Origin of the sequence: Microbulbifer sp. NBRC 101763, assembly GCF_040371615.1 — a bacterium.
GTDB lineage: Bacteria > Pseudomonadota > Gammaproteobacteria > Pseudomonadales > Cellvibrionaceae > Microbulbifer > Microbulbifer variabilis.
In genome coordinates this window covers 85,304-110,336 of record NZ_BAABQV010000006.1, presented here as the reverse complement: position 1 = coordinate 110,336, position 25,033 = coordinate 85,304, and the positions used below count along the sequence as shown (strand labels likewise).

Sequence of the window (25,033 nt, the reverse complement as noted above, 5' to 3'; positions counted from 1 at the left end):
GGGGAACGTTTTATAAAAAGAATATTATTGCCAGATTCGCGATTAAATCACAAACAGAATAGAAGTGAATATACTTCACCAACAAGCATCATAGGAGTACCAGGAAAACGGAGTCTCCAGTCAGTATTTATATATTATCCAAACCTAATAATCAGGGATCACCAACGCCATGTAGCGGCTATATAGGGCCCATGCTGGTCAATATCATAGGCAAATTTTCCATCTGGAAGTCTACTGGAATAGTCGATACTGTAATACTGGTAACCCAAACGTAAGGATGTTGCTTCCCAAGCACGCCAGTCAAGTCCGACCAGTAGATTCCATTGCAATTCGTCACCGCTGGCACCAAAACCTCCGATTTCAGTGCGCGCCCCCAGAGTAAGACAATCATTCAGCCTGAGCCCCACTCTGGTGCCTATAGCTGGTTCCCACCAGCTCTTGCGGCCTCCCAGCCGGTTTCGCACTTCAGGCATCGGGGCAATATCAATTCCTACCCTGGCTTTCACCTCCTGCCGGAGACGGTTCCAGCGTACACCCGCACCGACATCCCAAAAATAACGGTGGTCACCAGTGGCAAAACTCCCATCTAATAAACGAAATGCACCAAATGCAGCAACCCACCCCTGATGTACATCCACATTTACATCAATATTGATGTCTATATCTAACTGTGGATTTCTGGGAGGGCGTATACTAGCCCCCTCTTTTAAATTCAGGTGTACATAATAAAGATCGGTAACTACGCCAAAGCGTCCCTTCCAGGCCTCAAGCCGGGCAGAAAAAGCCACATTTAGAAGTTCCAGGGTTCTCTTCAGGTTGAGATCAACATCCACTGTGGTTCCAGCCACTGTAGACTCACCCTTGGTACGCAAGGGCAGGAATAAGTATGGCGTGACGGCAAAGCGCCAGCCGTTTTGAGTCGAGACTCTAGGAAGGGAAGGCGTATACGGCACAGGAAGGTTTTGGAACTCAATTGGCACCGAGCTAGCATTTAGTTCCTGTGATAGAGGGTATTGTAACTTCGACTGAGCCAGGGCAGTACAGCAGATAAACAAACTCCCCAGCCCACAAATACATTGCGCCGCCTTAGTTGCCAACACTTTCTCCTTCTTTTATTGCTCACTTTCTACAGCTCTGCAATTTCGTCGATGGATTTATTTAGAGTAGATCGCGGCCGTAACATCAGTTACACAGATGCGACAAACGGGAAAAGGCCAATGAAATTCCTGTACAGGAATGCCCGACTTTAGAAGAGGATATCCGGAGAGGGCCGTCGCGCCGAAATATTGACGCGACGGCAGAGCACACTGCTAGTAGCGCGGTGAGCCGTTTAATCGTTCGTTTCAGGACGCATATGCGGGAACAGCAGTACGTCGCGAATCGATGGAGAGTTGGTAAACAGCATTACCAGACGGTCGATACCGATGCCCTCACCAGCGGTGGGCGGCAGACCGTATTCCAGCGCGCGGATATAATCGGCGTCGTAATGCATGGCTTCGTCGTCACCGGCATCTTTCTCCGCAACCTGGGCCTTGAAGCGTTCGGCTTGATCTTCCGCGTCATTCAACTCGGAGAAACCGTTGGCAATCTCGCGGCCGCCAACGAAGAATTCAAAGCGGTCGGTGACAAACGGGTTGTCATCATTACGGCGAGCCAACGGAGACACTTCGGTTGGATACTCAGTGATAAAGGTCGGCTGGTCGAGACGGTGCTCTACAGTTTTCTCGAAGATCTCGATCTGTACCTTACCCAGGCCCCAGCTGTCTTTCAGTGGGATTTGCAGCTTCTCGGCAACGGCGCGGGCGGATTCAATATTGTCGATATCGGCCGCAGTCAGTTCCGGGTTGTAGTGCAGGATGGAATCGAACACAGACAAACGCGCGAACGGCTTGGAGAAGTCGTAGCTGCTGTCCTGGTATTCCACAGTGGTGGAGCCCAGAACATCTTCACAGATACCGCGCAGCATCTTCTCAGTGAGATCCATCAGGTCGTTGTAGTCCGCATACGCCTGGTAGAACTCAAGCATGGTGAATTCGGGGTTGTGGCGCGTGGACAGGCCCTCGTTACGGAAGTTGCGGTTGATCTCGTAAACCCGCTCAAAACCACCCACGACCAGACGCTTCAGGTACAGCTCCGGGGCAATACGCAGGTACATATCGATATCCAGCGCATTGTGGTGAGTAACGAACGGGCGCGCACTGGCACCGCCGGGAATAACTTGCAGCATAGGCGTTTCCACTTCCATAAACTGCTGGGCGTTGAGGAAATCGCGGATGTACTCGATCACTTTGGAGCGCACGCGGAACACTTCGCGGGCTTCCGGCGTGGCGATCAGGTCCACGTAGCGCTGGCGATAACGCATTTCCTGATCGGCGATGCCGTGGAATTTTTCCGGCAGCGGGCGCAGTGCTTTGGTCAGCAGGCTGTACTCTTCACAGTTGACGTAGAGATCGCCCTTGCCGGATTTGTGCAGTGTGCCTTTTACGCCGACGATATCGCCGATATCCCAGGCACCGAAGCGCTCTTTAATATCTTTCTGTGCCGCTTTATCGGCGTAGAGCTGGATGCGGTCAGACACATCCTGGATCACCATAAAGGGTCCGCGTTTAGCCAGGATTCGCCCCGCTACGCACGCCCGTTTACCCAGTTCTTCCAGCTCCTCTTTCTGTTTATCGCCGAACTCAGCTTGCAGGTCGGCAGCGAGGTTCTCGCGGCGAAAACTGTTGGGGAAAGCATTGCCCTTCTCGCGCAGAGCGGAAAGCTTGGTGCGGCGCTCGGCGATCAGTTTGTTTTCGTCTTGCTGGATATCAGTCATGGTGATCTATCAGTTTTGTGAGTGATATTACCCCTCGTCCCATTAGTGAGAGACGAGGGGCGCGGTGAGAGTGGAGACTTTAAATCAGAGGCCGGCTTTGAGGCTGGCTTCGATAAATTGGTCCAGGTCTCCGTCCAGTACTGCCTGGCAGTTGCTGGTCTGGACACTGGTACGCAGGTCCTTGATACGCTGGTCGTCCAACACGTAGGAGCGGATCTGGCTGCCCCAACCGATATCGGCCTTGCTGTCTTCCATGGCCTGCTTCTCTGCGTTGCGCTTGAGCATTTCCTGCTCGTACATTTTCGCGCGCAACATTTTCCAGGCTTTATCGCGGTTCTGGTGCTGGGAGCGCTCGCTCTGGCACTGCACGACGATCCCGGATTCTGTGTGGGTCAAACGCACCGCAGAATCGGTTTTGTTGACGTGCTGACCACCGGCGCCTGATGCGCGGTAGGTGTCTTCACGCACCTGGGATTTGTCGATTTCAATCTCGATATTGTCATCGATTTCCGGTGACACAAATACCGAGCTGAAAGAAGTGTGACGGCGGTTGCCGGAATCAAACGGCGATTTGCGCACCAGGCGGTGTACACCGGTTTCTGTGCGCAGCCAGCCGAAGGCATGGTCGCCGGCAAAGTGCACGGTGGCACTCTTGATACCGGCCACTTCCCCCGCAGAGACCTCTTCCAGGGTGGTCTTGAAGCCGTGGGCTTCACCCCAGCGCAGGTACATACGCAGGATCATTTCCGCCCAGTCCTGGGCCTCGGTACCACCGGAGCCGGCCTGGATATCCAGGTAGGCATTGTTCTCGTCATTCTCGCCGGAGAACATACGGCGGAATTCCAGAATCCCCAGCTGCTGCTGGAGACCTTCGATCTCAGTGGAGACCTCCCCTACGGAGTCCTCATCATTTTCCTCGACTGCCATTTCCAACAGTTCGCGGCAATCGGCAATGCCGGAGTCAAGGTTTTCGATGGTATTAACCACCGTTTCCAGGGAGGAGCGCTCGCGCCCCAGTTCCTGTGCGCGGCTGGGGTCGTCCCAAACGCTCGGCTCGGCCAGCTCCAGCTCTACTTCGGTAAGGCGTTCTTTCTTGCTGGCGTAGTCAAAGATACCCCCTAAGAACGTCAGTGCGCTCTTCGAGGTCTTTTAATTGATTGAGGAGGGGATTGATTTCCATGAACTTTCGGTGTCCGGACAAAATAAAAAGCGGCGCGCATTCTACCGCAGCGCGCGGGGGTCCTGCCAGTCGACAGCTAATGAGATACCCATTGGATTAGCCTGGAAGCTGACCAGATAACCGGTCCAGGATTGCGCACTCGGGTGAGTCGTTGCCGGCACAACTTTTCTCAAATGCCAACAGGGTTGTATGCATTTCGAGCAGGTCTCGAAGTTGCTCTTCCAGGTGGGATAGTTTTTCACTGACCAGCAGCTTGGTTTCCCGGCTGCGCCTGTCGGGGTTCTCGCGCAACTCCAGCAAAGCCCGAACCTCTCCAGTCGAAAAACCGCTGACACGGGCCCTCTGGATAAAGCGCAGGGTTTCTACATCACTTGCAGTGTACTGGCGGTAGCCATTAGCCCCACGACTGGGAACCAACAGGCCAATTTCCTCGTAGTGACGTAAGGCTTTACTACTTAGGCCCGAGCTGCGGGCTGCCTGAGATATATTCACCGATAGCACCTACGGATTCCAAGGCTCACCAAACACCACAGCAAGCACTATTCAACAATTTCTAGGCGCTGTTATCGCGACATGCCGCAAATTGGTATTGCACCTGCTCGGCGGGATCGAAACCCAACTCCAACGCTGCATCTAAAGCATCCATACCAACGAGATGCAGCAATATATCTCCGGTAGGGGCCCCACACACTGCCGGGTACATCCTGTCAGTTCGCACGCCACAGCGGGACTCCTGTACCGCAATGCCATTCTCTCGTAATTTGGCCAGGCTCTGTTGTAGTGTCATACCTCCACCTTCACACTGCTTGCGACCGCTTTTGCGATAGACCCAAACCAACTCCCCCGGCCTCGGCGCGGGAGCGCTTGGCGCTACCTCCGGCTGGGTAGGCCCCGGGGTATTTTCCACTTGATTTTCCATTGCCTGCTCCTCCTTGGCACCGCCGCAGGCAGCCACGGCCACCACCAGGGTCAATGCAATCAATGCAGATAGTGTTGTTTTTACCATCGAACTTCCTCCATAAAACGACGACAACCCAACTCAGGACAGTGCCAGCCAGACTCCCACCAGTAACATCAATGTACCGGAGATGCGATTGATCAAGCGCACATTCTCAGCACGTTCCAGCAGACGACTGAGTGCCTGACCACCTCCAGCGTAAATCAGCAGACACAGGGTTTCCAGCAACAGTATTGTGGCAAGCAGCACGGAGAGTTGCGGCACCAAAGGTTTACTTTGATTGATAAAGGGTGGCAATAAGGCAATGAAAAAAGCCCATCCTTTAGGGTTGGCCACAGCAGTAACAAACCCTTGGGCCACTAACGCTTTAGGCGAAGGCCGTACACGCATAGCCCCCCGGCCTCCGCCATCAATGGCGGCCAATTGCCCTCGCGAGCGCCACATTTGCACGCCCACCCAGGCAAGATAAGCACCGCCACAGTATTTGAAAACCTGAAATACTGTCGGGTACTGCACCATCAGCACTGCAGCCCCAAGCACTGCAGCCAGAGCCACTAGGGCTACTCCCGCCAGCTCACCAACCATCATCCACAAGGTGTGGCGCACCCCCAGTGTAATTCCCAGGCTGAGCGCCAACATCATGCACAATCCCGGTGTTACCGAGGCAAAAAAACTGGCTGGGACAAAAAGCGCGAGTACAGACAGCTCCATTTTACTTCCTAGTGATGGGTACCATTGTGGTTACCGTAATGACTAACAAGCATTCCTGCCAACATAAGGCCACAACCGATAAGCTCACGGGCATTCAGCACTTCATTGAGGAATAGCCAGCCCGCCGCCAGAGCAAACACCGCCTCCAGACTCATAATTACCGTGGCGTGGGAAGGCGCCGCATAGCGCTGGGCCAGCAATTGGAAAGTAAAGGCCAGTGCCGTGGAAAAAATCATCATATAGGCGATGGGCCAGGCTGCATCCACAGCCGACTGTATTGTTGCCTCTTCAGTGAAGAGGGACGCCAGGGCTGACAACAAGCCGCATACCAGGAACTGGATACAGGCGAGACGCAATGCATCGTAGCGCTTCACCAGATGATCGGCCGACAACACCTGTATAGCGAATACGAAGGCACTCGCGAACACCATTAAGTCACCGATTAATTGCGACTCTTCAGCAAAGTCCGCCAGCCAATAGAGGCCGAAAAGGGCAAGAGCAATGCCCACCCAAGTCCAGCGATTGGTTTTGTGGCCGAGGGACAAACCGATCACTGGCACCAATAGCAGGTAGAAACCGGTAATAAACCCAGCCCGACCAGCGGTTGTATAGAGCAAGCTCACTTGCTGCAGCGCCGCACCAAGAAACAGCCAGAAACCGAGCACAGCACCGCCGGGCAAACAGGCTTTCCAACGATGATTAACATGCTTGCCGCCCACTTCACCGGGCTGGGAATCCCTGCGAGAAGACAACCAATAAACGATCGGCACCAAAATCAGGCCACCGAGAATAAAGCGCCATGCGTTAAATGCCAGCGGCTCAATATCCGCCATAGCGACCTTTTGTGGCACAAAGGCGACACCCCAGAACAGGGCGGCCAATAACAGCAGGACTTCAGCCTGGACTTGTTTCCGTTTCACTTCTTCTACTTCCAACGACGTTTTTAAGCACAGCCGCGAATACGCTCCCCGCACTTCGCGATTTTTGAAAAGGTGACTCTTATACCGCCTCCAGCAGGTTCACCATTAACTGTAGGGATTCCCGCCCGCGAAATTCATTGACATCCAACTTGTAGGCCAAACGCACTCTTTCGGCAGCCTGCGGCCACTGATCTATGTCCACATTAAAGGCGATGGCATCCAGTGCCAGTTGCGGAGCCTGCGGTGGGGCAACCACCATTTTTAGGTGGCGCTCACCAACGATTCGCTGTTGCAGCAGCAGAAACTCCCCATCGAAGACCGGCTCGGGAAACGCCTGGCCCCAAGGGGCGCAGGCGCGCAACAGGGCCGCGGTTTGCAGGGTGAAGTCTGCAATATCCAATTCACCATCAGAATCGATCACTGCCTGTAATTGATTTTCATCCAGGCGGTTGCGCACTGCCCGCTCAAACTCGGTACGAAAGGCACTGAGGTGCTCCGCCGGCAAGCTCAAACCCGCGGCCATGGCGTGACCGCCGAATTTACTGATCAATTCAGGGTTGGCTGCAGCCACATCGCTCAGGGCATCGCGGATATGTAACCCGGGAATGGAGCGCGCAGAGCCTTTCACCAGGCCATTATCCCCCTCTGCAAAGGCAATTACCGGGCGGTGGAATTTCTCCTTGATACGGCTGGCGAGGATACCCACTACCCCCTGGTGCCAATTAGTATCGTAGAGGCAAAGACTCCAGGGAATCTCCCCCTCAAGCTGTAGTTCTTCCAACGCCGCCAGGGCTTCCCGCTGCATACCCTGCTCTATTGCCTTGCGGTCCCGGTTGAGCCTATCCAGCTCCCCCGCCAGCTCTCGGGCCTCATTGGGATCGCGGGTCAGGAGGCAGCGGATGCCGGTACCAATATCATCCAGGCGCCCAGCAGCATTGATCCGCGGCCCCAGGGTAAAACCGATATCTGTCGTGGAAAGCCTTCGCTGATCGCGCCCCGCCACTTCCAACAGTGCGGAAATCCCGGGCCGGCAACGGCCGGAACGGATACGGGCGATACCCTGGTGCACCAGGATGCGATTGTTATGATCCAGAGGCACCAAATCTGCCACAGTGCCTAATGCCACCAGGTCGAGGTACTCAGCCATATTCGGCGGGACTATGCCACTCTGTTCAAACCAGCCGCACTCCTGCAGAGCACTGCGCAGGCGGCTCAACAGATAGAAAATCACTCCCACACCGGCGAGATTCTTGCTGGGAAAATCACAGCCCGGTTGGTTTGGATTGACGATGGCATCAGCCTCTGGCAACTCACTGCCCGGCAGGTGGTGATCGGTTACGATCACCGTCATCCCCGCCGCCTTGGCCGCTGCAACTCCATCGATGCTGCTGATGCCGTTATCTACTGTGACCAGCATATCCGGGGCATAATCTTTGGCCACTTCAACGATTTCCGGGGTCAACCCATAGCCGAAATCGAAGCGGTTCGGCACGAGGAAGTCAACACCCGACGCTCCCATGGCCCCCAACGCCAGTACGGCGAGCGTGCTGCTGGTGGCACCATCGGCATCGAAGTCACCGACAATCAAGATCTTCTGTTGCGCTCGCACGGTTTCCACCAGCAGTGTCACCGCTGTATCCAGCCCCCGCATCAACTGAGGTTGCTGCAGCTTGGCGAGACTGTGGTTCAGGGCCTCCTCGCTGACGATACCGCGACCAAGCAGTACCCTCTGCAAAATTTTGGGAGTTTCAGAAGCAAAACGGCCAGTGGAAAAATCCACTGGCCGCCGCTGAATTGTTGTATTCATTCTCTCTCAGCTATTTTTAATCCGGCCGCCAAGTCCCTCGCTGCGCCAGCTAGTGCCCTTCGGTCAACATGGTCGCCATATAGTCGTGCACTTGGGACAAGTCGTTGGGCAGCACCTTGAATCGCTCTTCGCGCTGCCAGAGGTCCTGCATATGTGCCGGTAAGGGAATTTTAGTTTGTGGCAGTGCCTGCGCCACAGCATCGGGGAATTTTGCCGGGTGTGCAGTGGATAAGCAAACCATTGGCTGCTCAGCAGAGCGGCGCACCCTTCTTGCGGCCTCGACACCAATAGCGGTATGGGGATCGAGCAGATAGCCGGTCGCCTGGTACTGCTCACGAATCACCTCAATAGTACGCGCATCGTCGACCCTATAGCTGGAAAATGTCTTTTGGGCCTGCGCCAGGGCCGATTCGCTCAAGTGCATAGGTACACTGCGATCTGCCAGCAACTCCGCCACTGCGACACCATCGCGGCCGTAGAGATCAAACAGCAGGCGCTCAAAATTGCTCGACACCATGATATCCATGCTGGGCGACAGGCTGTGTATCAGCGGCTTAGGGGTGTGGTCGTTATCGCTGATGCAACGGTGCAGGATATCGTTGGCATTAGTGGCGATCACCAGTTGATCGATAGGCAGCCCCATCCGCTTCGCCAGGTAACCGGCAAAAATATCGCCAAAGTTGCCAGTGGGCACGGAGAAATTTACCGTTTTATCTGATGCGCCCAGGCGCAAGGCCGCGTAAAAGTAGTAGACAATCTGCGCCATAATACGCGCCCAATTAATGGAGTTCACCGCCACTAAACGGCGCCCATCGGGTAAAGAGGACTGGTTGGCGAAGCTGGCCTTCACCATATTCTGGCAATCGTCGAAATTACCTTCCATGGCGATATTGAACACATTGTCCGACAACACCGTGGTCATCTGCCGGCGCTGCACCTCTGAGACCCGGTTGTGGGGATGCAAAATAAAAATATCGACATTGTCGCAGTGGCGGCAGCCTTCAATCGCCGCCGAACCGGTATCCCCGGAAGTAGCTCCCATCACCACCACGCGCTCACCACGCTTTTTCAGCAGGTGGTCGAACAACTGACCGAGAAACTGCAGGGCAAAATCTTTAAAGGCCAGAGTTGGGCCGTGGAAAAGCTCCAGAATCCACTCGTTGGTATCGGTCTGTACCAAAGGCGCTACCGCCCTGTGACGAAACTGACCCTGCCCCAAACCATAGGAGCGCTCGATAATATCGCGTAGCTCCCGCTCATTGAGATCCTCTCCCACAAACGGCCGGATAATTTCAAAAGCCAGCTGCTGGTAATCCAGACCCGCCATAGCCGCAATATCCTCTCGGGAAAATTGCGGCAGTGACTCCGGTACATAGAGGCCGCCATCACTGGCGAGCCCGGTGAGAACAGTATCGGCAAAAGAGAGAGACGGCGCGCGGCCGCGAGTACTGATAAATTTCACGGTGTTAATTGGCTCTCAAACTTAGCGGGATGTACAGAAAACTGGCAACGCTCCTCTCGGGAACAGTACCAAATAAGCGACAAAGGTAAGGATCAGCCAAGGCTTTCCACGCGAATTCGCACCACATCACCCTCAACCGTATCCAGGGCTTCAATCTGAGCGACTGCTTCACGCAGGCAGGCCTCCCTGGCGCGGCTGGTCAGGATCACCACCGGCACCAACTCCTCACCCTCCGAAGGCTCGTGCTGAATCAAGGCCTCAATACTAATACCCTGATCACTGCAAATAGTGGCCACCTTAGACATAACACCGGGCTTATCATGGGCAGATATGCGCAGATAATAGCTGGTAACCACCTCTTCTTCCGGCAGCACCTGAGTATCTCCCTGCTCGGTAAGTGCCACCCCGGCAGCGGGCACTCGCTGGTCTGGCCTGGCATCGAGGGTACGCGCCACATCGACAATATCGGCAATCACAGCTGAAGCTGTGGCCTCCGCACCAGCACCAGCGCCGTAATACAGGGTCGGCCCAACCGCATCACCATTCACAAGCACAGCGTTCATAACCCCATTTACATTGGCAATCAGGCGGCGCTGGGGGATCAGTGTCGGATGTACTCGCAGCTCCACCCCTTGATCTGTACGGCGGGCAATACCCAAATGCTTGATTCTATAGCCGAGTTCATCGGCATAGCGGATGTCTTCGCTGGAGATGCGGCTGATGCCCTCGGTATACACCTTGTCGAAAGCGAGCGGCATAGTGAATGCCAGAGAAGCCATAATCACCAGCTTGTGCGCTGCATCAATACCTTCCACATCGAAAGTGGGATCGGCCTCCGCATAGCCGAGCGCTTGCGCCTGGGACAGCGCCTCAGCGAAGCTGCGGCCCTTATCGCGCATTTCGGTAAGAATATAGTTACCCGTGCCGTTTATAATACCCGCGAGCCACTGAATCCGGTTGCCGACCAGCCCCTCGCGCAAGGATTTTATAATCGGAATACCCCCAGCCACGGCAGCCTCATAGGCAATAGTGACTCCTTTGCTGGCAGCTAACTCAAACAGTTCATTGCCATGCTCGGCTATCAGCGCTTTGTTAGCAGTAACAACATGCTTGCCATTCTCTATGGCTGCTAATACCAGCTCACGGGCCACAGTAGTGCCACCGATTAACTCCACCAGAATGTCGACATCGGGATTGTTGGCAACATCGAAAATTTCCCGCGTTACATTCAGTCGGCTGGTGTCACAGTCCGGGTTATCCCGGCGCGCCCCAACCTGCTCAATAGCCACCGGGCGCCCACAGCGTGCGGCCACTTCCTCCGCATTGCGTGCCAGGACATTGATCGTCCCACCACCCACTGTGCCCAGGCCGCACACACCAATTCTCACTGCACGCTGCGTTTTTCCTGCAACCACCTGACCAACTGCCCCCGCAGACTCTTCAATTGTTGCGCTCACAAATTCCCTCCGCGCATTTGCTCCCGGCCCAACGTAACCACACTAAAATATCACTCCGGGACACAGCGCAATAAATATCAACAAAGTCGACAAAAGATCGACAACCTTACCGAGAGATACGCAATAAATCCAATTAAATTGCGCACCGGCTTTAGGCATCCTCAAATAAGAGTATTTGACACTTCTGTCACCATAAAACACTTCTTGAAACAGATACCATCCTCAGTAGATGCTATATAAGCATCTACTAGCATCAGGTGCCAACAACCTGCGAAATTGCATATACCGCGTCTTTTCCAGAAAAATGGGCGCCCTGAAAACTGACTCAGATAGCGGTCGAGTAATGAAAAAAACTCTTATCCTGTACACTGGCGGAACCCTGGGCATGCGTCGAAGCGAGTCCGGCTACATCCCGGATGCCGATTTGGAAGGCGCTCTAGAACGCCTTTTACAAGATGCCATTGGCCAGCTCCCAAGCTATGACTTTCAGGCTCTCGACCCACTGCTGGATAGCGCTAATATGCAGCCTCGGGACTGGTATCGTATTGCCACCCTGATACGCGACAACTATAGCCAGTACTCCAGCTTTGTCGTGTTGCACGGTACCGACACCATGGCCTATACCGCATCCGCACTCTCTTTTGCGCTTCAGGGCCTGGCCAAACCAGTACTGGTTACCGGCTCGCAGATTCCCCTGAGGGAGATGCGAAGCGATGCTTACAACAACCTGATTGCCGCCCTTTTGCTCAGTGGTTCCGATGAAATCAAGGAGATCTGTCTCTACTTCAACGGCAAACTGTTGCGAGGTAACCGCGCTGTTAAAGTGAGTTCAGGCTCACTGGATGCCTTTACCAGCCCGAACTATCCATGCCTTGGTGAAGTGGGCATTCAGATCAATATTGATCGCAACGCCCTACTGGAACCCGGTGATGCTACACAATTCCAAATCCCGGAATCCGCTGATGGCGATGTTGTACTAATAAAGCTTTTCCCCGGCATTTCCTCCCTCTTTCTCAGTAAGGTCATTGAACATCGCCCGCGAGGCCTGGTGATAGAGACCTATGGTACCGGTAATGCACCCACCGATGACTGTGCCTTTACCTCACAACTGGAGAAAGCTACGGAGTTGGGCATTATTTGTGTAGCCGTATCCCAGTGCCTCGAAAATGTAGTAGACCTAGGCAAGTATGCAGCGGGCTCTGCCTTATTACGCGCAGGTGTTATTGGTGGATTGGATATGACCAGCGAAGCTTGTTTTGCCAAGTTAAATCACTTATTAGCTATGGGCTATCCAACCGATAAAATCAAAGAACTGATGGAAACTTCACTGTGTGGAGAGTGTACCCCCAGTTAAATAGAGTACGAAATCGGCATACCCAGGGAGTGGTTAACAAAATATTGGGAAGGATTTTCCGGGCATTGGAACCAGAAGCAGATAATCGATGAGTAACGACTTCTCACAAAACTTGCGCCTTTTGTGCAGTTTCTACCGCTCAATCGCTGAAGTGTGCAGGCGTATGGAGGTTAATCGGGCACAATTTAATAAATATCTGAATGGTCATACCCAACCTTCGCAGTACACTCTCAATAAAATCTGCCATTTTTTTGGGGTTGAGCCTCACGAAATTATGATGCCTCATGAACAGTTTGATCAGATTGTTCGTGTACGCAGCACACCCTCAAGTATAAAAGAAGCAATACGCCCATACAGTCCGGATATCGACATTCTCATGCGTGAATCCCAGGGCCGGGCGGATAAGTACCTGGGCTTCTATTTTGAGTATCACTACTCCATGACCTTTCCGGATCATATTGTTCGCAGCCTGCTACATATAGAGTCCGATGGAGATGGCTATTACTTCCAGCGCTTTGAGCGTATGCGCTATCCAAACAGGGAGGAATGGTACAAATCCCGCTATAAGGGAATGCTCTTTTTTCTTTCTGAGCGCATATTCCTGATTGGTTACGAAGCCCTGACACGAAATGAGATAGCACAAACTATTCTCTACCCAACCTATAAGAGCCGCGTCAGTTATTTATCAGGCCTCAAGCTTGGTGCTTCCGCCAATGACAGGCGGGAACCCGTCTGCACCAAAGTGGTTTTGGAATCCCTTGGACGAAATATCAGTATTAAAAATGCATTGAAGCTTTGCGGCGTTTTTGGTCCGGACTCAGGTGAAATCAACTCGAATATCCGTGAAAACATCCAGACCTCAACTACTGAAGGCCCGCAGAATTTTTTTGCCACCCCACTTTAAACAACAAGGCCCCTTTTCACTTAAGGGGTCAATTTACCACAACAAAAAGGCGAACCTCAGAGCAAAGTAAACCTTGCTCTCTACGCGCTCGCCCACATGCAGATAAAGAGAAAACAGGAATCAATATGACCAATGATTTCCATACACTAAAACCCATGCCCGTATTCAGCGCCGGCAGCGCAACACGAGTTGAGCGCGACCTGCTGGGGGAGCGTGAAGTGCCTGCAGATGTTTATTTTGGCATCCAGACACTGCGCGCCCTGGAAAATTTCCAGATAACGGGAATTACCGTGAATCACTTCCCCAACCTGGTAAAAGCCCTGGCGATGGTCAAAAAGGCTGCGGCACAGGCCAACCGGGAACTGGGCTATCTTGAAAACAACCTGCAAACAGCCATTGCGGGCGCCTGTGATGAAATTATCGACGGCAAACTGCACGACCAGTTTCTTGTGGACATGATTCAGGGGGGGGCCGGCACCTCCACCAATATGAATGCCAATGAAGTTATAGCTAATCGCGCACTGGAGCTGTTGGGGCATAGTAAAGGCGAATACCAAAAAGCCCACCCTAACAACCACGTAAACCTGTCACAGTCCACTAACGATGTTTACCCAACCTCCATCAACCTGGCCGTACTGCTTAGCTACAACGATTTGGTACAGTCTATGGAGGTTCTCTGTGTCGAATTCGATAAAAAGGCCGAAGAATTCGCTCAGGTTATAAAAATGGGGCGTACCCAGCTGCAAGATGCTGTCCCCATGACTCTGGGGCAAGAGTTTGCTGCCTTCGCCGCAACCGTTCGTGAAGATGTCGCCAGAGTCAAGGAGCTGGTGACACTGTTTACAGAAATCAATATGGGCGGTACCGCGATTGGCACAGGCATCAATACTGACCCCGAGTACCGCCAGTTAGTTGTTTCAGCCCTTTCTGAAATTTCCGGCATAGATTTTGTCTGCGCAGAAAATCTGGTTGAGGCGACTTCCGATATGGGCGCCTTCGTAATGTTTTCCGGCGTGATGAAACGTATCGCGGTAAAAATCTCAAAAATTTGCAGCGACCTGCGTTTATTATCCAGCGGCCCACGCGCCGGCCTCAATGAAATCAACCTCCCACCAATGCAGCCCGGCTCATCGATTATGCCCGGCAAGGTAAACCCCGTAATTCCAGAAGTGGTTAACCAGGTCGCCTACCAGGTAATTGGCAACGATCTGACCATTACCCTGGCAGCAGAGTCCGGCCAGCTACAGTTAAACGTTATGGAACCTGTAATCGCCTTTAACCTGCTGCAGTCTATGCGACTGATGACTCAAGCTATGGATACCCTGGCACAACGCTGTATCAGTGGCATCACCGCCAATGAGGAGCACTGCCTGCAGATGGTGGAAAACAGCATTGGCCTGATCACTGCGGTAAATCCATTTATCGGCTACGAAAATGCGACCCGTATAGCCAAACAAGCATTGATTACCGGGGCCAGCGTGAAACAGCTAATTTTAGAAGATGGGCTGCTAAGCGAGGAGGAACTCAATGATATTCTTGCTCCGGAAAATATGACCCAACCCAGGAAAGTATCCTTGAAAAGCCCTGCTTAATAGAGAGACGCCGGCAGCTCAGCTGCCGGCTTATCAGGCTCGGAAAGGATTAAATACCCAGCTCCTTAACTAAAGATGCCGGCGGTAGATAACCCGGTACCACTCGACCATCTTCCATTACGATAGTAGGCGTACCACGGACATCAATCGCCTCATTGCCGAGCTTGTATTGAGCCGCCACTGGATTGTTATCGCAAACCTTAAGGGGCACATTCTCCCGGTTTTTCAGAGCGGTCAATGTTTTATTACTGTCGTCAGCACACCATGCGGTAGCGAGCTTGCGGTACCCCAGAGACTGCAAACCACCTCTCGGGAACGCTAGGTAGCGCACCTCAATACCACGTTTATTCAGCTCAGGCACATCCTGGTGCAGCTTGCGGCAATAACCACAATCCACATCGGTAAATACATAGATGCTCGCCTTGGTCTCCCCCTTCGGAGAGAACACAATCATGTCCTTAACATCCTGATTGCCCATCACCTTGGCCCGATGACCGGCCCTACGCGTCTCAGAGAGGTTAGCGAGGCCACCTCCACTCTTCACCTGAAACAAGTCGCCGTAGATAAAATGACCGCCGTCTTCTGAGACAAATAGGGTAGTGTTGCCACCATCTACATCCACCTCATAGAGTCCTCTAATTGGGCTCTTACGCACATCGCCATAAGTGGCCTTGGGGTTACCAGTCTCCAGGCGAGCCTTTATGGCTTTTGCAACATTTGCGTCGACTTCCGCCAGGGCCGCAGATCCAAGCAGGCCGAGCAGTAAACCAGCGAATGCTAGTGGCTTCTTGATAAGCATCATTACCGATTGCTCCTTAAATTCTCAATGGGCTTCGACTCAAACGTCGGCCTTCAGTTCCAGCCAGTATGGCAGCTAATTACCGTAACCGGTCTCAATGGCGCGTTTTAACATATTCAGGCACAGGGAACTACGCCCTAATGCCAAGGTTGTGAGCTGAACAACCGAAACTTACAAATATTTGTTTTTATGTGAGGATTGGGATTTCCGGGCCTCACCAGCCTTTATCCACCACCGGCTGGCCACTCACTTACCCTGCCAGGTTGGCGGCCACTCCCACAAGAGCTGATTAGAGGGTAAATGACCTAAGGGTCCCATCGCTCAAAATCTATCAGGCACAAAAAAGCCGGGACCATTTGGCCCCGGCTTTTTCGTGAGCTGCTAGAGAAGTACTTAGTTAAGCTTCTCTTTGATACGCGCCGCTTTACCAGTCAGGTTGCGCAGGTAGTACAACTTAGCCTGACGCACGTCACCACGACGCTTCACCTTAATACTGTCAACCAGCGGGCTGTGAGTTTGGAAAGTACGCTCTACACCAACGCCATGGGAGATTTTACGCACGGTGAAAGAGGAGTTCAGGCCACGGTTACGCTTACCGATAACCACACCTTCAAACGCCTGCAGACGCTCACGGTTACCCTCTTTTACTTTTACCTGAACGATTACAGTGTCGCCCGGTGCGAAAGGAGGTACTTCGCTCTTCAGCTGTTCCTGCTCCAGCTGTTGGATAATTTTGTTAGTCATTTGGATTTGCTCCCAAATAGAGTTTGTGTAGCTTCTCAGCTAGTTCACCGAACTACTCCCGCCTCCCGGCGAATCCGGCATCAATTTTTTAGGACTTCTGCTCCTGCTGAATTTCCTCCAGCAGCCGCTTCTGCTCCTTATCCAGCTCCATCCCTTCCAAAAGGTCAGGGCGGCGCTGTTGTGTGCGCACCAGTGCCTGCTTGAGGCGCCAACGGCGTATTCTTTCATGGTTGCCCGAGAGCAACACTTCCGGCACCGCTACGCCCCGGTACTGCTCTGGCCGGGTGTAGTGGGGACAGTCCAGCAGCCCCGAGGAAAAAGAGTCCTCAACTGCAGACTGATCGTGTCCTAAAGCACCGGGAATCAGGCGGGTAATCGCATCCACCATCACCATAGCAGCCAATTCGCCACCGCTAAGGACATAGTCACCAATAGACCACTCTTCGTCGATCATTGATTCGACAATGCGCTCATCTATCCCCTCATAGCGCCCAGCCAGCAGAACCAGATTGCCAGCTTCGGAAAGGTCTTCGACCCCGCGCTGATCCAGTTGCCGCCCTTGGGGAGACAGATAGATACTTCGTACAGCCTTACCATCCTCACCGGCCCAGCTGCGAGCAGCCTGTAAAGCCTGGTAAAGGGGTTCAGCCATCATCACCATTCCGGGACCACCACCGTAAGGTCGATCATCCACAGTGCGGTGTTTGTCACTGGTGAACTCCCGAGGGTTCCAGCAGCGCACTTCCAACAGGCCATCTTTCACAGCCCGGCCGCTGACGCCATACTCGGTCAATGCGGCAAACATTTCCGGGAAAATGCTTACCAGAGCGATTCTTTTTGTCATCGCCCAAACGCCTTAAAAAGCCGGGTCCCAGTCGACGGTAATTACACCGGCTTCCAGGTCAATATCTGCAATAAACTGGTCTGGCAAATAGGGAATCAAGCGCTCGCGCTTATCATCACCTCCGCGCACCACCAACACATCATTGGCGCCAGTTTCCATCATGCGTGCGACAATACCAAAGTCGTGCTCTCCGCCGTTGAAACGGCTGATAACCCGTAAACCTTCGAGCTGGTGCCAGTAGTACTCGCCCTGCCCCAGTTCCGGCATAAGATCACGCGCAACGGCAATATCACGCTGGCAAAGTTGAGCCGCTAAATCGCGGTCATCCACGCCTTTCACATGTACAATCAATCCCTTTCCGTGACGCTTACCAGCGTCGACTTCCAGGGCCTCCCAGCCTTTCGGCCCCCGCAACCACCAATTGGGGAATTGCAGGATGTTGTCCATCGGCTCGGTATAGGAGTGAACCTTGACCCAGCCGCGCACACCATAAACGGTAGTCACGCGCCCTACAGTGACCAATTGATCGGAGTTCTCACCGCTATTCGTCACAGGCGCACCACTTACGCGCAAATTAAGCGGATTCTTTCAGCAGCTTGCTGACGCGGTCAGAAACCTGTGCGCCGCGGCCCAGCCAAAAGTCAACGCGCTCACGATCGATACGCAGACGCTCTTCCTGGCCACGAGCAACCGGGTTGAAGAATCCAACACGCTCAATGAAACGACCGTCGCGGGAATTGCGGCTGTCGGTTACGGTCAGGTGATAGAACGGACGCTTTTTAGCGCCGCCACGAGCCAAACGAATGGTTACCATGTAACTTTCCTGTAGATTCAAATACTGGATGGCTGTGTTGAGCAGCCACCTATACAACTTCGCCGGCAGCTCACCCAGCGAAAGGCGGCGTATTCTAATGTACCGCAGGGGATTTGTATAGCGATTCATCGGGCCGCAACAGCGGCCCAAAAGGCACTATTTCTTCTTAAAACCTGGGGGCAAACCACCAGGCAGGCCACCCATGCCGCCAACACCTCCGGGCATACCGCCACCCATGCCAGGCAGGCCGCCAAGGCCGCGCATCATTTTGCCCATACCGCCGCCTTTGAGCTTCTTCATCATTTTACCCATCTGCTTGTGCTGCTTGAGCAGACGATTCAAATCCTGTAACTGGGTGCCGGAACCGGCCACAATGCGGCGCTTACGCGAACCGTTAAGCAGCTCAGGGTTACGGCGCTCAGCGGGGGTCATAGAGGAAATAATCGCATCCATTCGCTTGAACTCTTTGCCCATATCAGCCTGCTGGGCTGCCTGGGCAACGCCTCCCATGCCCGGCATTTTTTCAAGCAATGAACCAAAGCCACCCATATTCTGCATTTGCTGTAGCTGATCGCGAAGATCCTCAAGGTCAAAACCTTTACCCTTCTGGACTTTCTTAACCAGCTTTTCTGCCTTCTCCTTATCGATTTTTTGCTCAGCCTCTTCGATCAGAGACAGAATATCGCCCATTCCCAAAATACGGGAGGCAATTCGATCTGGGTGGAAGGTCTCCAGAGCGTCAGTTTTTTCACCGACACCGATAAACTTGATCGGCTTACCAGTCACATGACGCACAGACAACGCCGCACCACCGCGGGCATCACCGTCAGCTTTTGTCAGGATAACCCCGGTCAGCGGCAGGGCTTCATTAAAGGCACTAGCAGTGTTCACCGCGTCCTGACCGATCATCGCATCAATCACAAACAGGGTTTCTGCAGGGTTTAGCTCACTGTGTAGTTCGCGAATCTCGTCCATCAGCTGACTATCAATATGCAGACGACCAGCGGTATCGACGATAAGCACATCAGCAAACTGTTTGCGCGCAGCATCTACAGCACCTTTGGCGATATCCAAAGGCTTCTGCTCAGCCTCCGACGGGTGAAACAATGCACCCACTTCACCCGCCAGAGTCTCCAATTGCTTGATTGCGGCAGGGCGGTACACATCCGCACTCACCACCATTACCTTTTTCTTTTCCCGCTCCTGCAGGTACTTGGCCAGTTTGGCAACACTGGTGGTCTTACCGGCACCCTGCAAACCCGCCATCAGGATTACTGCTGGGGGCTGGACAGCAAGGTTAAGTGGCTCAGCAGCGGCCCCCATCACCTTAACCAGCTCATCCTGAACAATCTTGACGAACTGCTGCCCCGGATTCAGAGCCTTGCTAACCTTCTGCCCCACAGCTGCCGTGCGCACCTGCTGCACGAAAGCCTTAACCACTGGCAAGGCGACATCCGCCTCTAGCAGAGCCTTGCGTACCTCACGCAAGGTGTCGCGGATATTGTCATCGGTCAGGCGCGCCTTGCCGGTGACTTTCTTTAGGGCCGCCGATAAGCGGTCACTCAGGTTATCGAACATAAATTCGTCTCGATGTCTCCGATTGCGGATTGGACCCCAGTGCGGAGGGCCGCGAAATTTGAGGGAGCCTCTTCTAACTCCCACTTTGAGGCGCGGCAGTATAGCCCAGGTACCCTCACAGCAGAAATATCACCAGATCTTCCCTGTTCCAGCGGGCTGTGACACACTCCTCTTCTATTGCAATAAAAGATACGGATCTATTCAATGGCGGCATTCGCCCACTGGACGGCAATCGCTCTCTACATAGCTACAACTGCAGTCGCAGCAGGTGCCCTCGCCCGCGAGCGGCAGCCAAATAATAAACTGCTGCTGGGCCTTCTCGCAGGTGCTTTGATCACACATGCGATATCCCTGGGACACACCCTGTTCTCACCCGCAGGATATCGCTTCGACTTACTGGCGATGCTCTCCCTGATCGCCTGGGTGGTAAATCTGTTACTGCTTATTTTGGCTGCAGGTCGCCCACTAACCCTGCTAATCCTAATCTTTGCTCCCATGGGTGCGCTTACAGAGTTCGCGGCATCGCACACCTGGGGTTCTGTTGAGCCACACCAGCAGCTCTCCGCAGGCATTGCCGTACACGCATTGCTTTCAATTTCGGCCTACTCCCTGCTGACCTTGGCCACCCTACAGGCTATTTACCTATTTTATCTTAACCAGCAGCTGCACAATCACAGGCCTGTGGGCGCCACCCGACTGCTACCGCCGCTTCAGAGCATGGAATCCCTGTTATTTGGCTTGGTCGCGTTCGGGCAGCTGTTACTCACCGCCTCACTAATCACAGGTTTTATATTTGTGGGAAATCTTTTTGAGCAGGGCCCACTTCACAAAACCATACTCTCCATCATCGCCTGGGTACTCTACAGCATCCTCCTATGGGGGCACTGGCAGTGGGGCTGGCGGGGCAACACCGCAGTCCGCTGGACGCTGAGCGCCTTTGCTGCACTGATGCTGGCCTATTTTGGCAGCAAACTGGTAATGGAAGTGATTTTGCAGCGCGGGTAACGTGAATGGATAAAACAACTTAAAAGTGACCGGAAAACTTGCGGAGGTCTGCATTCTGTTCCAATATCTCCGCTCCCAAATAAAAAGAGTTCTCCCTTGAACGAGATGCCCCCGGGCCTGCTATTTAGCCTGCTGGCCCTGCTGATTGTTATATCAGCTTTCTTTTCCAGCTCCGAAACCAGCATGATGGCACTCAACCGCTATCGCCTGCGGCACCAGGCAAAAAGCGGCCACCGCGGAGCCAAGCGGGCTATGGAGCTTCTTGCTCGACCCGATAAGCTGATCGGCTCAATTCTTATTGGCAATAACCTCGTTAACGTACTTGTCTCCGTTATTGTTGGCTCTGTCTTTGCTCAAGTGTATGGTGAGATACTCACAACGATAGTATTAACTATCACCCTGTTGATCTTTGCGGAAGTCACCCCAAAGACCATTGCGGCACTGCACCCGGAAAAAATTGCCTTTCCCGCCTCATTTATTTTGCGCCCACTGCAGTGGCTGCTTACTCCTGTTGTTCTCCTGGTGGGTGGTATTTCCAATGGGCTTGCGCGCTTGCTGGGCGTAGAAACAACCGCCAATAGTGACGCCGAGCACCTGGCTCCAGATGAACTCAGGACTGTGGTATTTGAGTCCGGCGCACTAATTCCCAGCAAGCACAAAGGCATGCTGCTAAATGTGTTGGACCTGGATCAAGCAACAGTTGAAGACATTATGATCCCACGCAATGAAGTGATGGGGGTTGACCTTGAAAACGGCGCCGAAGAGATTCTCCAACAACTGGCTGAAAGCAGCTTCACTCGCTTGCCAGTTTACAGAGGTGATATCAACAAGGTTGTTGGTATATTGCACCTGCGCCGCGCCGCGCAGATCCTTCGCGATGGCCCCGATAACCTGACCGCCGAGCGCCTCAAGTCCTTTACCGATGAGCCTTATTTTGTTCCGGAAGCCACCCCACTCCCCACTCTGTTAATGAACTTTCAAAAAACCAAGCGTCGTATGGGGTTGGTTGTGGATGAATACGGGGAAGTGATGGGTATTGTCACCCTGGAAGACCTGCTAGAGGAAATAGTTGGCGACTTTACCGCTAGCCAGGTACCTAGTGATGACGAGGAGATTATTGCTTCCGGCGACGGCTGGTATGTGATAGAGGGTGGCACCTCTATTCGGGATATCAACCGCACGCTGGGATGGGACTTACCCACCGATGGCCCTAAAACCTTTAATGGTCTGGCCATGGAACACTTGGAGAGCATCCCTGATGGCAATATCAGCCTCTATATTTTCAATTACCTGGTAGAAATTGAAGAGGTTTCTGAAAAAATGATTACTAAAGCCAGGATCAAAAAAATAGACCGGTGACTGGCCTTAGGTCGTCACCACTCAATTGTATTAGGCGAAGTCCACCAATAGCCGCTTTACTGGGGCAAAGCTCACCCGATGAACAGGGCTCGGCCCCAACTCTTGCAGTGCCTGCAAATGGGCCTTGGTAGGGTAGCCTTTGTGCCCGGCCATTCCATACCCGGGGTACTCCATATCCAGCACCACCATCTCCCTATCTCGGGTTACTTTGGCAAGAATAGAGGCCGCTGCAATCGCCGCGACTCGATTATCCCCCTGAACCACTGTATCGCAGAGATAACCCCAACTTGGCTTCTTATTACCATCCACCAGAACAAATTCCGGCTGCACTGCCAATTGTTCTACCGCCCGATGCATAGCCAGCAAACTAGCCTGCAGGATATTGATTTGATCAATTTCCTGCACTGTGGCGCGAGCTATGGAATAACTCAGGGCACGCTCTTTAATCTCACCAAAAAGCTGCTCCCGCCTCTTCTCACTTAACTTTTTTGAGTCTGCCAATCCCACTATTGGCCTGGCAGGGTCCAGAATTACTGCCGCAGCAACAACATCTCCCGCCAGAGGACCGCGCCCCACTTCATCGACACCAGCAAGTAAATCTCCCTGGTAAGTACACACATAGGGAGGAAGCTCTTTTTTAGCGCTCATAATTGATTTCCAGTCGAATCCAACAGACTACAAACAGCATCTGCAGCGCGCTCAGAGGCGTTTCGGCGCAACTGCTGATGGAGGTCATCAAACTCTCTGTGTAGCTGATCTCCGAGTAATGGGTCTTCAAAATAACGCATTAAAGCCGCCCCAAGATTCTCTGCAGTAGCATTACTCTGCAGTATTTCTGGAACCAGCTCCCGCTGAGCCAATAGGTTGGGCAGAGAAACCCAAGGAGTGTGTAGCATTCGAGAAACAATTACATAAGAGATTCGACCCAATTTATAGGCAACCACCATGGGCTTCTTTAACAGCATTGTTTCCAATGTCGCGGTTCCCGAAGCGATTAGCACAGAATCTGCAGCGCTCAGCGCTTTATGAGAGTCTCCCTCTAACAATGTTACCGGAAGACCTGGAAAGTCCTTCAGCTGTTCTTGCAACTCAGCCAGGCGCTGCTCATTCGCCGCTGGAAGCACAAACTTCAGGTCGGCATTGCGCTGGTGACACCAGCGGGCAGTCTGTAAAAACAAAGGGCCCAGCAAGCGCACCTCACCACCACGGCTACCCGGCAACAAGGCTATTACCCTATCGCTTTCACTAAATCCCAGCTCTTTACGCGCGGCAATACTACTCACTTGTAAGGGAATATCATCCGCTAAAGGGTGCCCGACAAACGTCACGGGAACCTGATTCTGCCGATAAAAGTCTGCCTCAAATGGTAATAGCGTCAGCATATGGTCTACCGCTCGGGCAATCTTTTTAATTCTGCCACGACGCCAAGCCCAAACCGATGGGCTGACATAATGCATAGTCCGCACTCCCTCTACTTTGAGAGACTCCTCAAGAGATAGATTAAAATCGGGGGAGTCAATACCAATAAAAAGATCTGGCGGATTATCTAAAAAATGCTGACGTAACGATCGGCGGATCTTTAACAACTCAGGTAGCCTTTTTAAAGGCTCAACCAATCCCATTACCGAGAGGCGCTCCATGGGAAAAAGAGATTCCGCACCAAGGGCCAACATTCGTGGGCCCGCAATGCCTTCAAACTGAACCTGAGGGAGGCGTTTTTTCAATGCAGCCATCAGACCTGCCCCAAGAATATCTCCCGAAGCCTCACCAACAACAATACCAATACGCACCGGTTTATTATTTTGTGACACGCCTAAAAACCCCTCCTACTTGGGAGCAACCCTTTATATGTATAAATCGCGTAAACTACGCAAAGACTAACTTGGAGAGCCCAAAAGATTAAGGCTCCCCAAATAACCGAGGTTAGCGAACGATACCGCGAGAAGAGGATTGCAAAGAATCTATCCATGGCTGAATCACGGGAGACTGCTCGCGCAACTCAGCCAGAGCCTGCAGTGCCTCCTGCAAAGTAAGACCACGCCTATAGACCGTTTTGTAAGCCTTATTGATCAATGAAATATCATCACGAGAGAAGCCCCGGCGCCTCAGCCCCTCAGCATTAATGGTTTTGGCTTCTGCAGGATTCCCAGCGACCATGACATAGGCAGGGACATCTTTACCAATAGCAGCACCCATTCCTAAAAAAGCATGCTCGCCAACGGTGCAGTTCTGGTGGACTAAACTGTAACCACTGAGAATAGCCCAGTCCTTAACAATCACATGACCGGCAAGACCCACATTGTTAACCAATATAGTGTGGTTACCCACGACGCTATCGTGCCCAATGTGAGCGTAAGCCATAATCAGGTTATCATTTCCGATCGTAGTTTCTCCACGATCCTGCACTGTTCCACGGTGGATAGTGACACCTTCCCGAATAACATTGCTATCGCCGATAACGAGGGTGGTTTCCTCACCACGGTATTTCTTATCGGGTGTGTCCTGACCTACAGAAGCAAATTGGTAGATCCGGTTATTTTTCCCCAACTTAGTGGGCCCACTTAAAACAACATGTGATGCGATATCACAGGCATCACCAACCTCGACGCCAGCTCCAATAATGGAATAGGCTCCGATACTCACCCCGGAACCAATAACAGCTGTCGGATCGACAATAGCTGTGGGGTGGATATTTGTCTGCATTCTGGAATCTACTCCTCAGGTAGTGAA

24 protein-coding genes are annotated in these 25,033 nt (G+C 52.9%); 5 read left to right on the top strand and 19 right to left on the bottom strand.

Annotation, left to right across the window (positions count from 1 at the left end; genetic code table 11):
• Window positions 1-158: 158 nt before the first annotated feature.
• The 10 genes from ABWV76_RS15780 to ABWV76_RS15735 all read right to left on the bottom strand — a co-directional run bounded on the left by ABWV76_RS15780 (window position 159) and on the right by ABWV76_RS15735 (window position 11,268).
• Entirely contained in the window at window positions 159-1,097 is a 939-nt protein-coding gene (locus ABWV76_RS15780) for a hypothetical protein (protein WP_353376547.1), read from the bottom strand.
• A 233-nt stretch (window positions 1,098-1,330) separates the two neighbouring features.
• On the bottom strand, window positions 1,331-2,815 hold the full coding sequence (lysS, locus tag ABWV76_RS15775; protein ID WP_282952859.1) for a lysine--tRNA ligase: 1,485 nt from the start codon (window positions 2,813-2,815) through the stop codon (window positions 1,331-1,333).
• 84 nt (window positions 2,816-2,899) lie between these two features.
• Window positions 2,900-3,995 (bottom strand): peptide chain release factor 2 gene (prfB, locus tag ABWV76_RS15770; protein ID WP_353376546.1). Its coding sequence is split into 2 segments (ribosomal slippage): window positions 2,900-3,922 and window positions 3,924-3,995, totalling 1,095 coding nucleotides; the frame shifts between segments, so codons are not numbered across the junction.
• Between the two features lie 96 nt (window positions 3,996-4,091).
• Window positions 4,092-4,487, bottom strand: coding sequence for a MerR family transcriptional regulator (locus ABWV76_RS15765; RefSeq protein ID WP_353376545.1), 396 nt, complete (start codon window positions 4,485-4,487; stop codon window positions 4,092-4,094).
• 61 nt (window positions 4,488-4,548) lie between these two features.
• Window positions 4,549-5,001 carry a hypothetical protein gene (locus ABWV76_RS15760; protein ID WP_353376544.1) on the bottom strand — a complete coding sequence of 151 codons (453 nt, stop codon included), beginning with the start codon at window positions 4,999-5,001 and terminating at the stop codon, window positions 4,549-4,551.
• Between the two features lie 33 nt (window positions 5,002-5,034).
• Complete coding sequence (locus ABWV76_RS15755; RefSeq protein WP_353376543.1) at window positions 5,035-5,664, bottom strand: LysE family translocator; 630 nt, start codon at window positions 5,662-5,664, stop codon at window positions 5,035-5,037.
• 8 nt (window positions 5,665-5,672) lie between these two features.
• Window positions 5,673-6,584, bottom strand: coding sequence for a DMT family transporter (locus tag ABWV76_RS15750; RefSeq protein ID WP_282952854.1), 912 nt, complete (start codon window positions 6,582-6,584; stop codon window positions 5,673-5,675).
• 79 nt (window positions 6,585-6,663) lie between these two features.
• Window positions 6,664-8,391: a single-stranded-DNA-specific exonuclease RecJ gene (gene recJ, locus ABWV76_RS15745; RefSeq protein WP_353376542.1), complete on the bottom strand. Its 1,728-nt coding sequence runs from the start codon at window positions 8,389-8,391 to the stop codon at window positions 6,664-6,666.
• 49 nt (window positions 8,392-8,440) lie between these two features.
• Window positions 8,441-9,853, bottom strand: coding sequence for a threonine synthase (gene thrC / locus ABWV76_RS15740; protein WP_353376540.1), 1,413 nt, complete (start codon window positions 9,851-9,853; stop codon window positions 8,441-8,443).
• Between the two features lie 92 nt (window positions 9,854-9,945).
• Window positions 9,946-11,268: a homoserine dehydrogenase gene (locus ABWV76_RS15735; RefSeq protein WP_026305096.1), complete on the bottom strand. Its 1,323-nt coding sequence runs from the start codon at window positions 11,266-11,268 to the stop codon at window positions 9,946-9,948.
• Between the two features lie 385 nt (window positions 11,269-11,653).
• Here ABWV76_RS15735 and ABWV76_RS15730 point away from each other — a divergent pair, with 385 nt between their 5' ends.
• From ABWV76_RS15730 to aspA, 3 genes are all read left to right on the top strand, one after another.
• On the top strand, window positions 11,654-12,664 hold the full coding sequence (locus tag ABWV76_RS15730) for a type I asparaginase (RefSeq protein WP_353376539.1): 1,011 nt from the start codon (window positions 11,654-11,656) through the stop codon (window positions 12,662-12,664).
• Between the two features lie 88 nt (window positions 12,665-12,752).
• A complete protein-coding gene (locus ABWV76_RS15725) occupies window positions 12,753-13,568 on the top strand; it encodes a helix-turn-helix domain-containing protein (RefSeq protein ID WP_353376538.1) in 816 nt (271 codons plus the stop codon).
• Window positions 13,569-13,693: 125 nt separating this feature from the next.
• Window positions 13,694-15,160: an aspartate ammonia-lyase gene (gene aspA / locus ABWV76_RS15720; RefSeq protein ID WP_020413503.1), complete on the top strand. Its 1,467-nt coding sequence runs from the start codon at window positions 13,694-13,696 to the stop codon at window positions 15,158-15,160.
• 49 nt (window positions 15,161-15,209) lie between these two features.
• Here aspA and ABWV76_RS15715 read toward each other — a convergent pair whose 3' ends face one another.
• From ABWV76_RS15715 to ffh, 6 genes are all read right to left on the bottom strand, one after another.
• A complete protein-coding gene (locus ABWV76_RS15715; RefSeq protein ID WP_020413504.1) occupies window positions 15,210-15,962 on the bottom strand; it encodes a DsbC family protein in 753 nt (250 codons plus the stop codon).
• 390 nt (window positions 15,963-16,352) lie between these two features.
• Entirely contained in the window at window positions 16,353-16,709 is a 357-nt protein-coding gene (rplS, locus tag ABWV76_RS15710; RefSeq protein WP_281165165.1) for a 50S ribosomal protein L19, read from the bottom strand.
• Between the two features lie 82 nt (window positions 16,710-16,791).
• Window positions 16,792-17,547, bottom strand: coding sequence for a tRNA (guanosine(37)-N1)-methyltransferase TrmD (gene trmD, locus ABWV76_RS15705; RefSeq protein WP_353376536.1), 756 nt, complete (start codon window positions 17,545-17,547; stop codon window positions 16,792-16,794).
• A gap of 12 nt (window positions 17,548-17,559) precedes the next feature.
• Window positions 17,560-18,099, bottom strand: a complete 540-nt coding sequence (gene rimM, locus ABWV76_RS15700; RefSeq protein ID WP_020413507.1) for a ribosome maturation factor RimM — start codon at window positions 18,097-18,099, stop codon at window positions 17,560-17,562.
• A 22-nt stretch (window positions 18,100-18,121) separates the two neighbouring features.
• The gene (rpsP, locus tag ABWV76_RS15695) at window positions 18,122-18,361 is read right to left on the bottom strand and encodes a 30S ribosomal protein S16 (protein ID WP_026305099.1); all 240 of its coding nucleotides are present in this window, start codon (window positions 18,359-18,361) and stop codon (window positions 18,122-18,124) included.
• Between the two features lie 156 nt (window positions 18,362-18,517).
• Entirely contained in the window at window positions 18,518-19,939 is a 1,422-nt protein-coding gene (gene ffh / locus ABWV76_RS15690; protein ID WP_020413509.1) for a signal recognition particle protein, read from the bottom strand.
• 204 nt (window positions 19,940-20,143) lie between these two features.
• Between ffh and ABWV76_RS15685 the strand changes: the two genes are divergently transcribed.
• Window positions 20,144-20,944 carry a cytochrome C assembly family protein gene (locus ABWV76_RS15685; RefSeq protein ID WP_020413510.1) on the top strand — a complete coding sequence of 267 codons (801 nt, stop codon included), beginning with the start codon at window positions 20,144-20,146 and terminating at the stop codon, window positions 20,942-20,944.
• A gap of 96 nt (window positions 20,945-21,040) precedes the next feature.
• Entirely contained in the window at window positions 21,041-22,303 is a 1,263-nt protein-coding gene (locus ABWV76_RS15680) for an HlyC/CorC family transporter (protein WP_026305100.1), read from the top strand.
• Window positions 22,304-22,333: 30 nt separating this feature from the next.
• On the opposite strand, the gene rnhB is transcribed toward ABWV76_RS15680, so the two are convergent.
• From rnhB to lpxA, 3 genes are all read right to left on the bottom strand, one after another.
• Complete coding sequence (gene rnhB / locus ABWV76_RS15675; RefSeq protein WP_020413512.1) at window positions 22,334-22,951, bottom strand: ribonuclease HII; 618 nt, start codon at window positions 22,949-22,951, stop codon at window positions 22,334-22,336.
• Complete coding sequence (gene lpxB, locus ABWV76_RS15670; protein WP_282952845.1) at window positions 22,948-24,114, bottom strand: lipid-A-disaccharide synthase; 1,167 nt, start codon at window positions 24,112-24,114, stop codon at window positions 22,948-22,950. Before lpxB ends, rnhB begins: the two co-directional genes overlap by 4 nt.
• A 112-nt stretch (window positions 24,115-24,226) precedes the next feature.
• A complete protein-coding gene (gene lpxA / locus ABWV76_RS15665; RefSeq protein ID WP_020413514.1) occupies window positions 24,227-25,006 on the bottom strand; it encodes an acyl-ACP--UDP-N-acetylglucosamine O-acyltransferase in 780 nt (259 codons plus the stop codon).
• Between the last annotated feature and the right edge of the window lie 27 nt (window positions 25,007-25,033).

What these genes read in the sequence shown, in the direction of transcription:
- lysS (WP_282952859.1), bottom strand. Translation starts at nt 2,815, where the DNA reads ATGACTGATATCCAGCAAGACGAAAACAAACTGATCGCCGAGCGCCGC.
- lpxA (WP_020413514.1), bottom strand. Translation starts at nt 25,006, where the DNA reads ATGCAGACAAATATCCACCCCACAGCTATTGTCGATCCGACAGCTGTT.
- recJ (WP_353376542.1), bottom strand. Translation starts at nt 8,391, where the DNA reads ATGAATACAACAATTCAGCGGCGGCCAGTGGATTTTTCCACTGGCCGT.
- ABWV76_RS15685 (WP_020413510.1), top strand. Translation starts at nt 20,144, where the DNA reads ATGGCGGCATTCGCCCACTGGACGGCAATCGCTCTCTACATAGCTACA.
- ABWV76_RS15715 (WP_020413504.1), bottom strand. Translation starts at nt 15,962, where the DNA reads ATGATGCTTATCAAGAAGCCACTAGCATTCGCTGGTTTACTGCTCGGC.
- ffh (WP_020413509.1), bottom strand. Translation starts at nt 19,939, where the DNA reads ATGTTCGATAACCTGAGTGACCGCTTATCGGCGGCCCTAAAGAAAGTC.
- ABWV76_RS15755 (WP_353376543.1), bottom strand. Translation starts at nt 5,664, where the DNA reads ATGGAGCTGTCTGTACTCGCGCTTTTTGTCCCAGCCAGTTTTTTTGCC.
- trmD (WP_353376536.1), bottom strand. Translation starts at nt 17,547, where the DNA reads ATGACAAAAAGAATCGCTCTGGTAAGCATTTTCCCGGAAATGTTTGCC.
- rnhB (WP_020413512.1), bottom strand. Translation starts at nt 22,951, where the DNA reads ATGAGCGCTAAAAAAGAGCTTCCTCCCTATGTGTGTACTTACCAGGGA.
- aspA (WP_020413503.1), top strand. Translation starts at nt 13,694, where the DNA reads ATGACCAATGATTTCCATACACTAAAACCCATGCCCGTATTCAGCGCC.
- ABWV76_RS15760 (WP_353376544.1), bottom strand. Translation starts at nt 5,001, where the DNA reads ATGGTAAAAACAACACTATCTGCATTGATTGCATTGACCCTGGTGGTG.
- ABWV76_RS15725 (WP_353376538.1), top strand. Translation starts at nt 12,753, where the DNA reads ATGAGTAACGACTTCTCACAAAACTTGCGCCTTTTGTGCAGTTTCTAC.
- ABWV76_RS15730 (WP_353376539.1), top strand. Translation starts at nt 11,654, where the DNA reads ATGAAAAAAACTCTTATCCTGTACACTGGCGGAACCCTGGGCATGCGT.
- rpsP (WP_026305099.1), bottom strand. Translation starts at nt 18,361, where the DNA reads ATGGTAACCATTCGTTTGGCTCGTGGCGGCGCTAAAAAGCGTCCGTTC.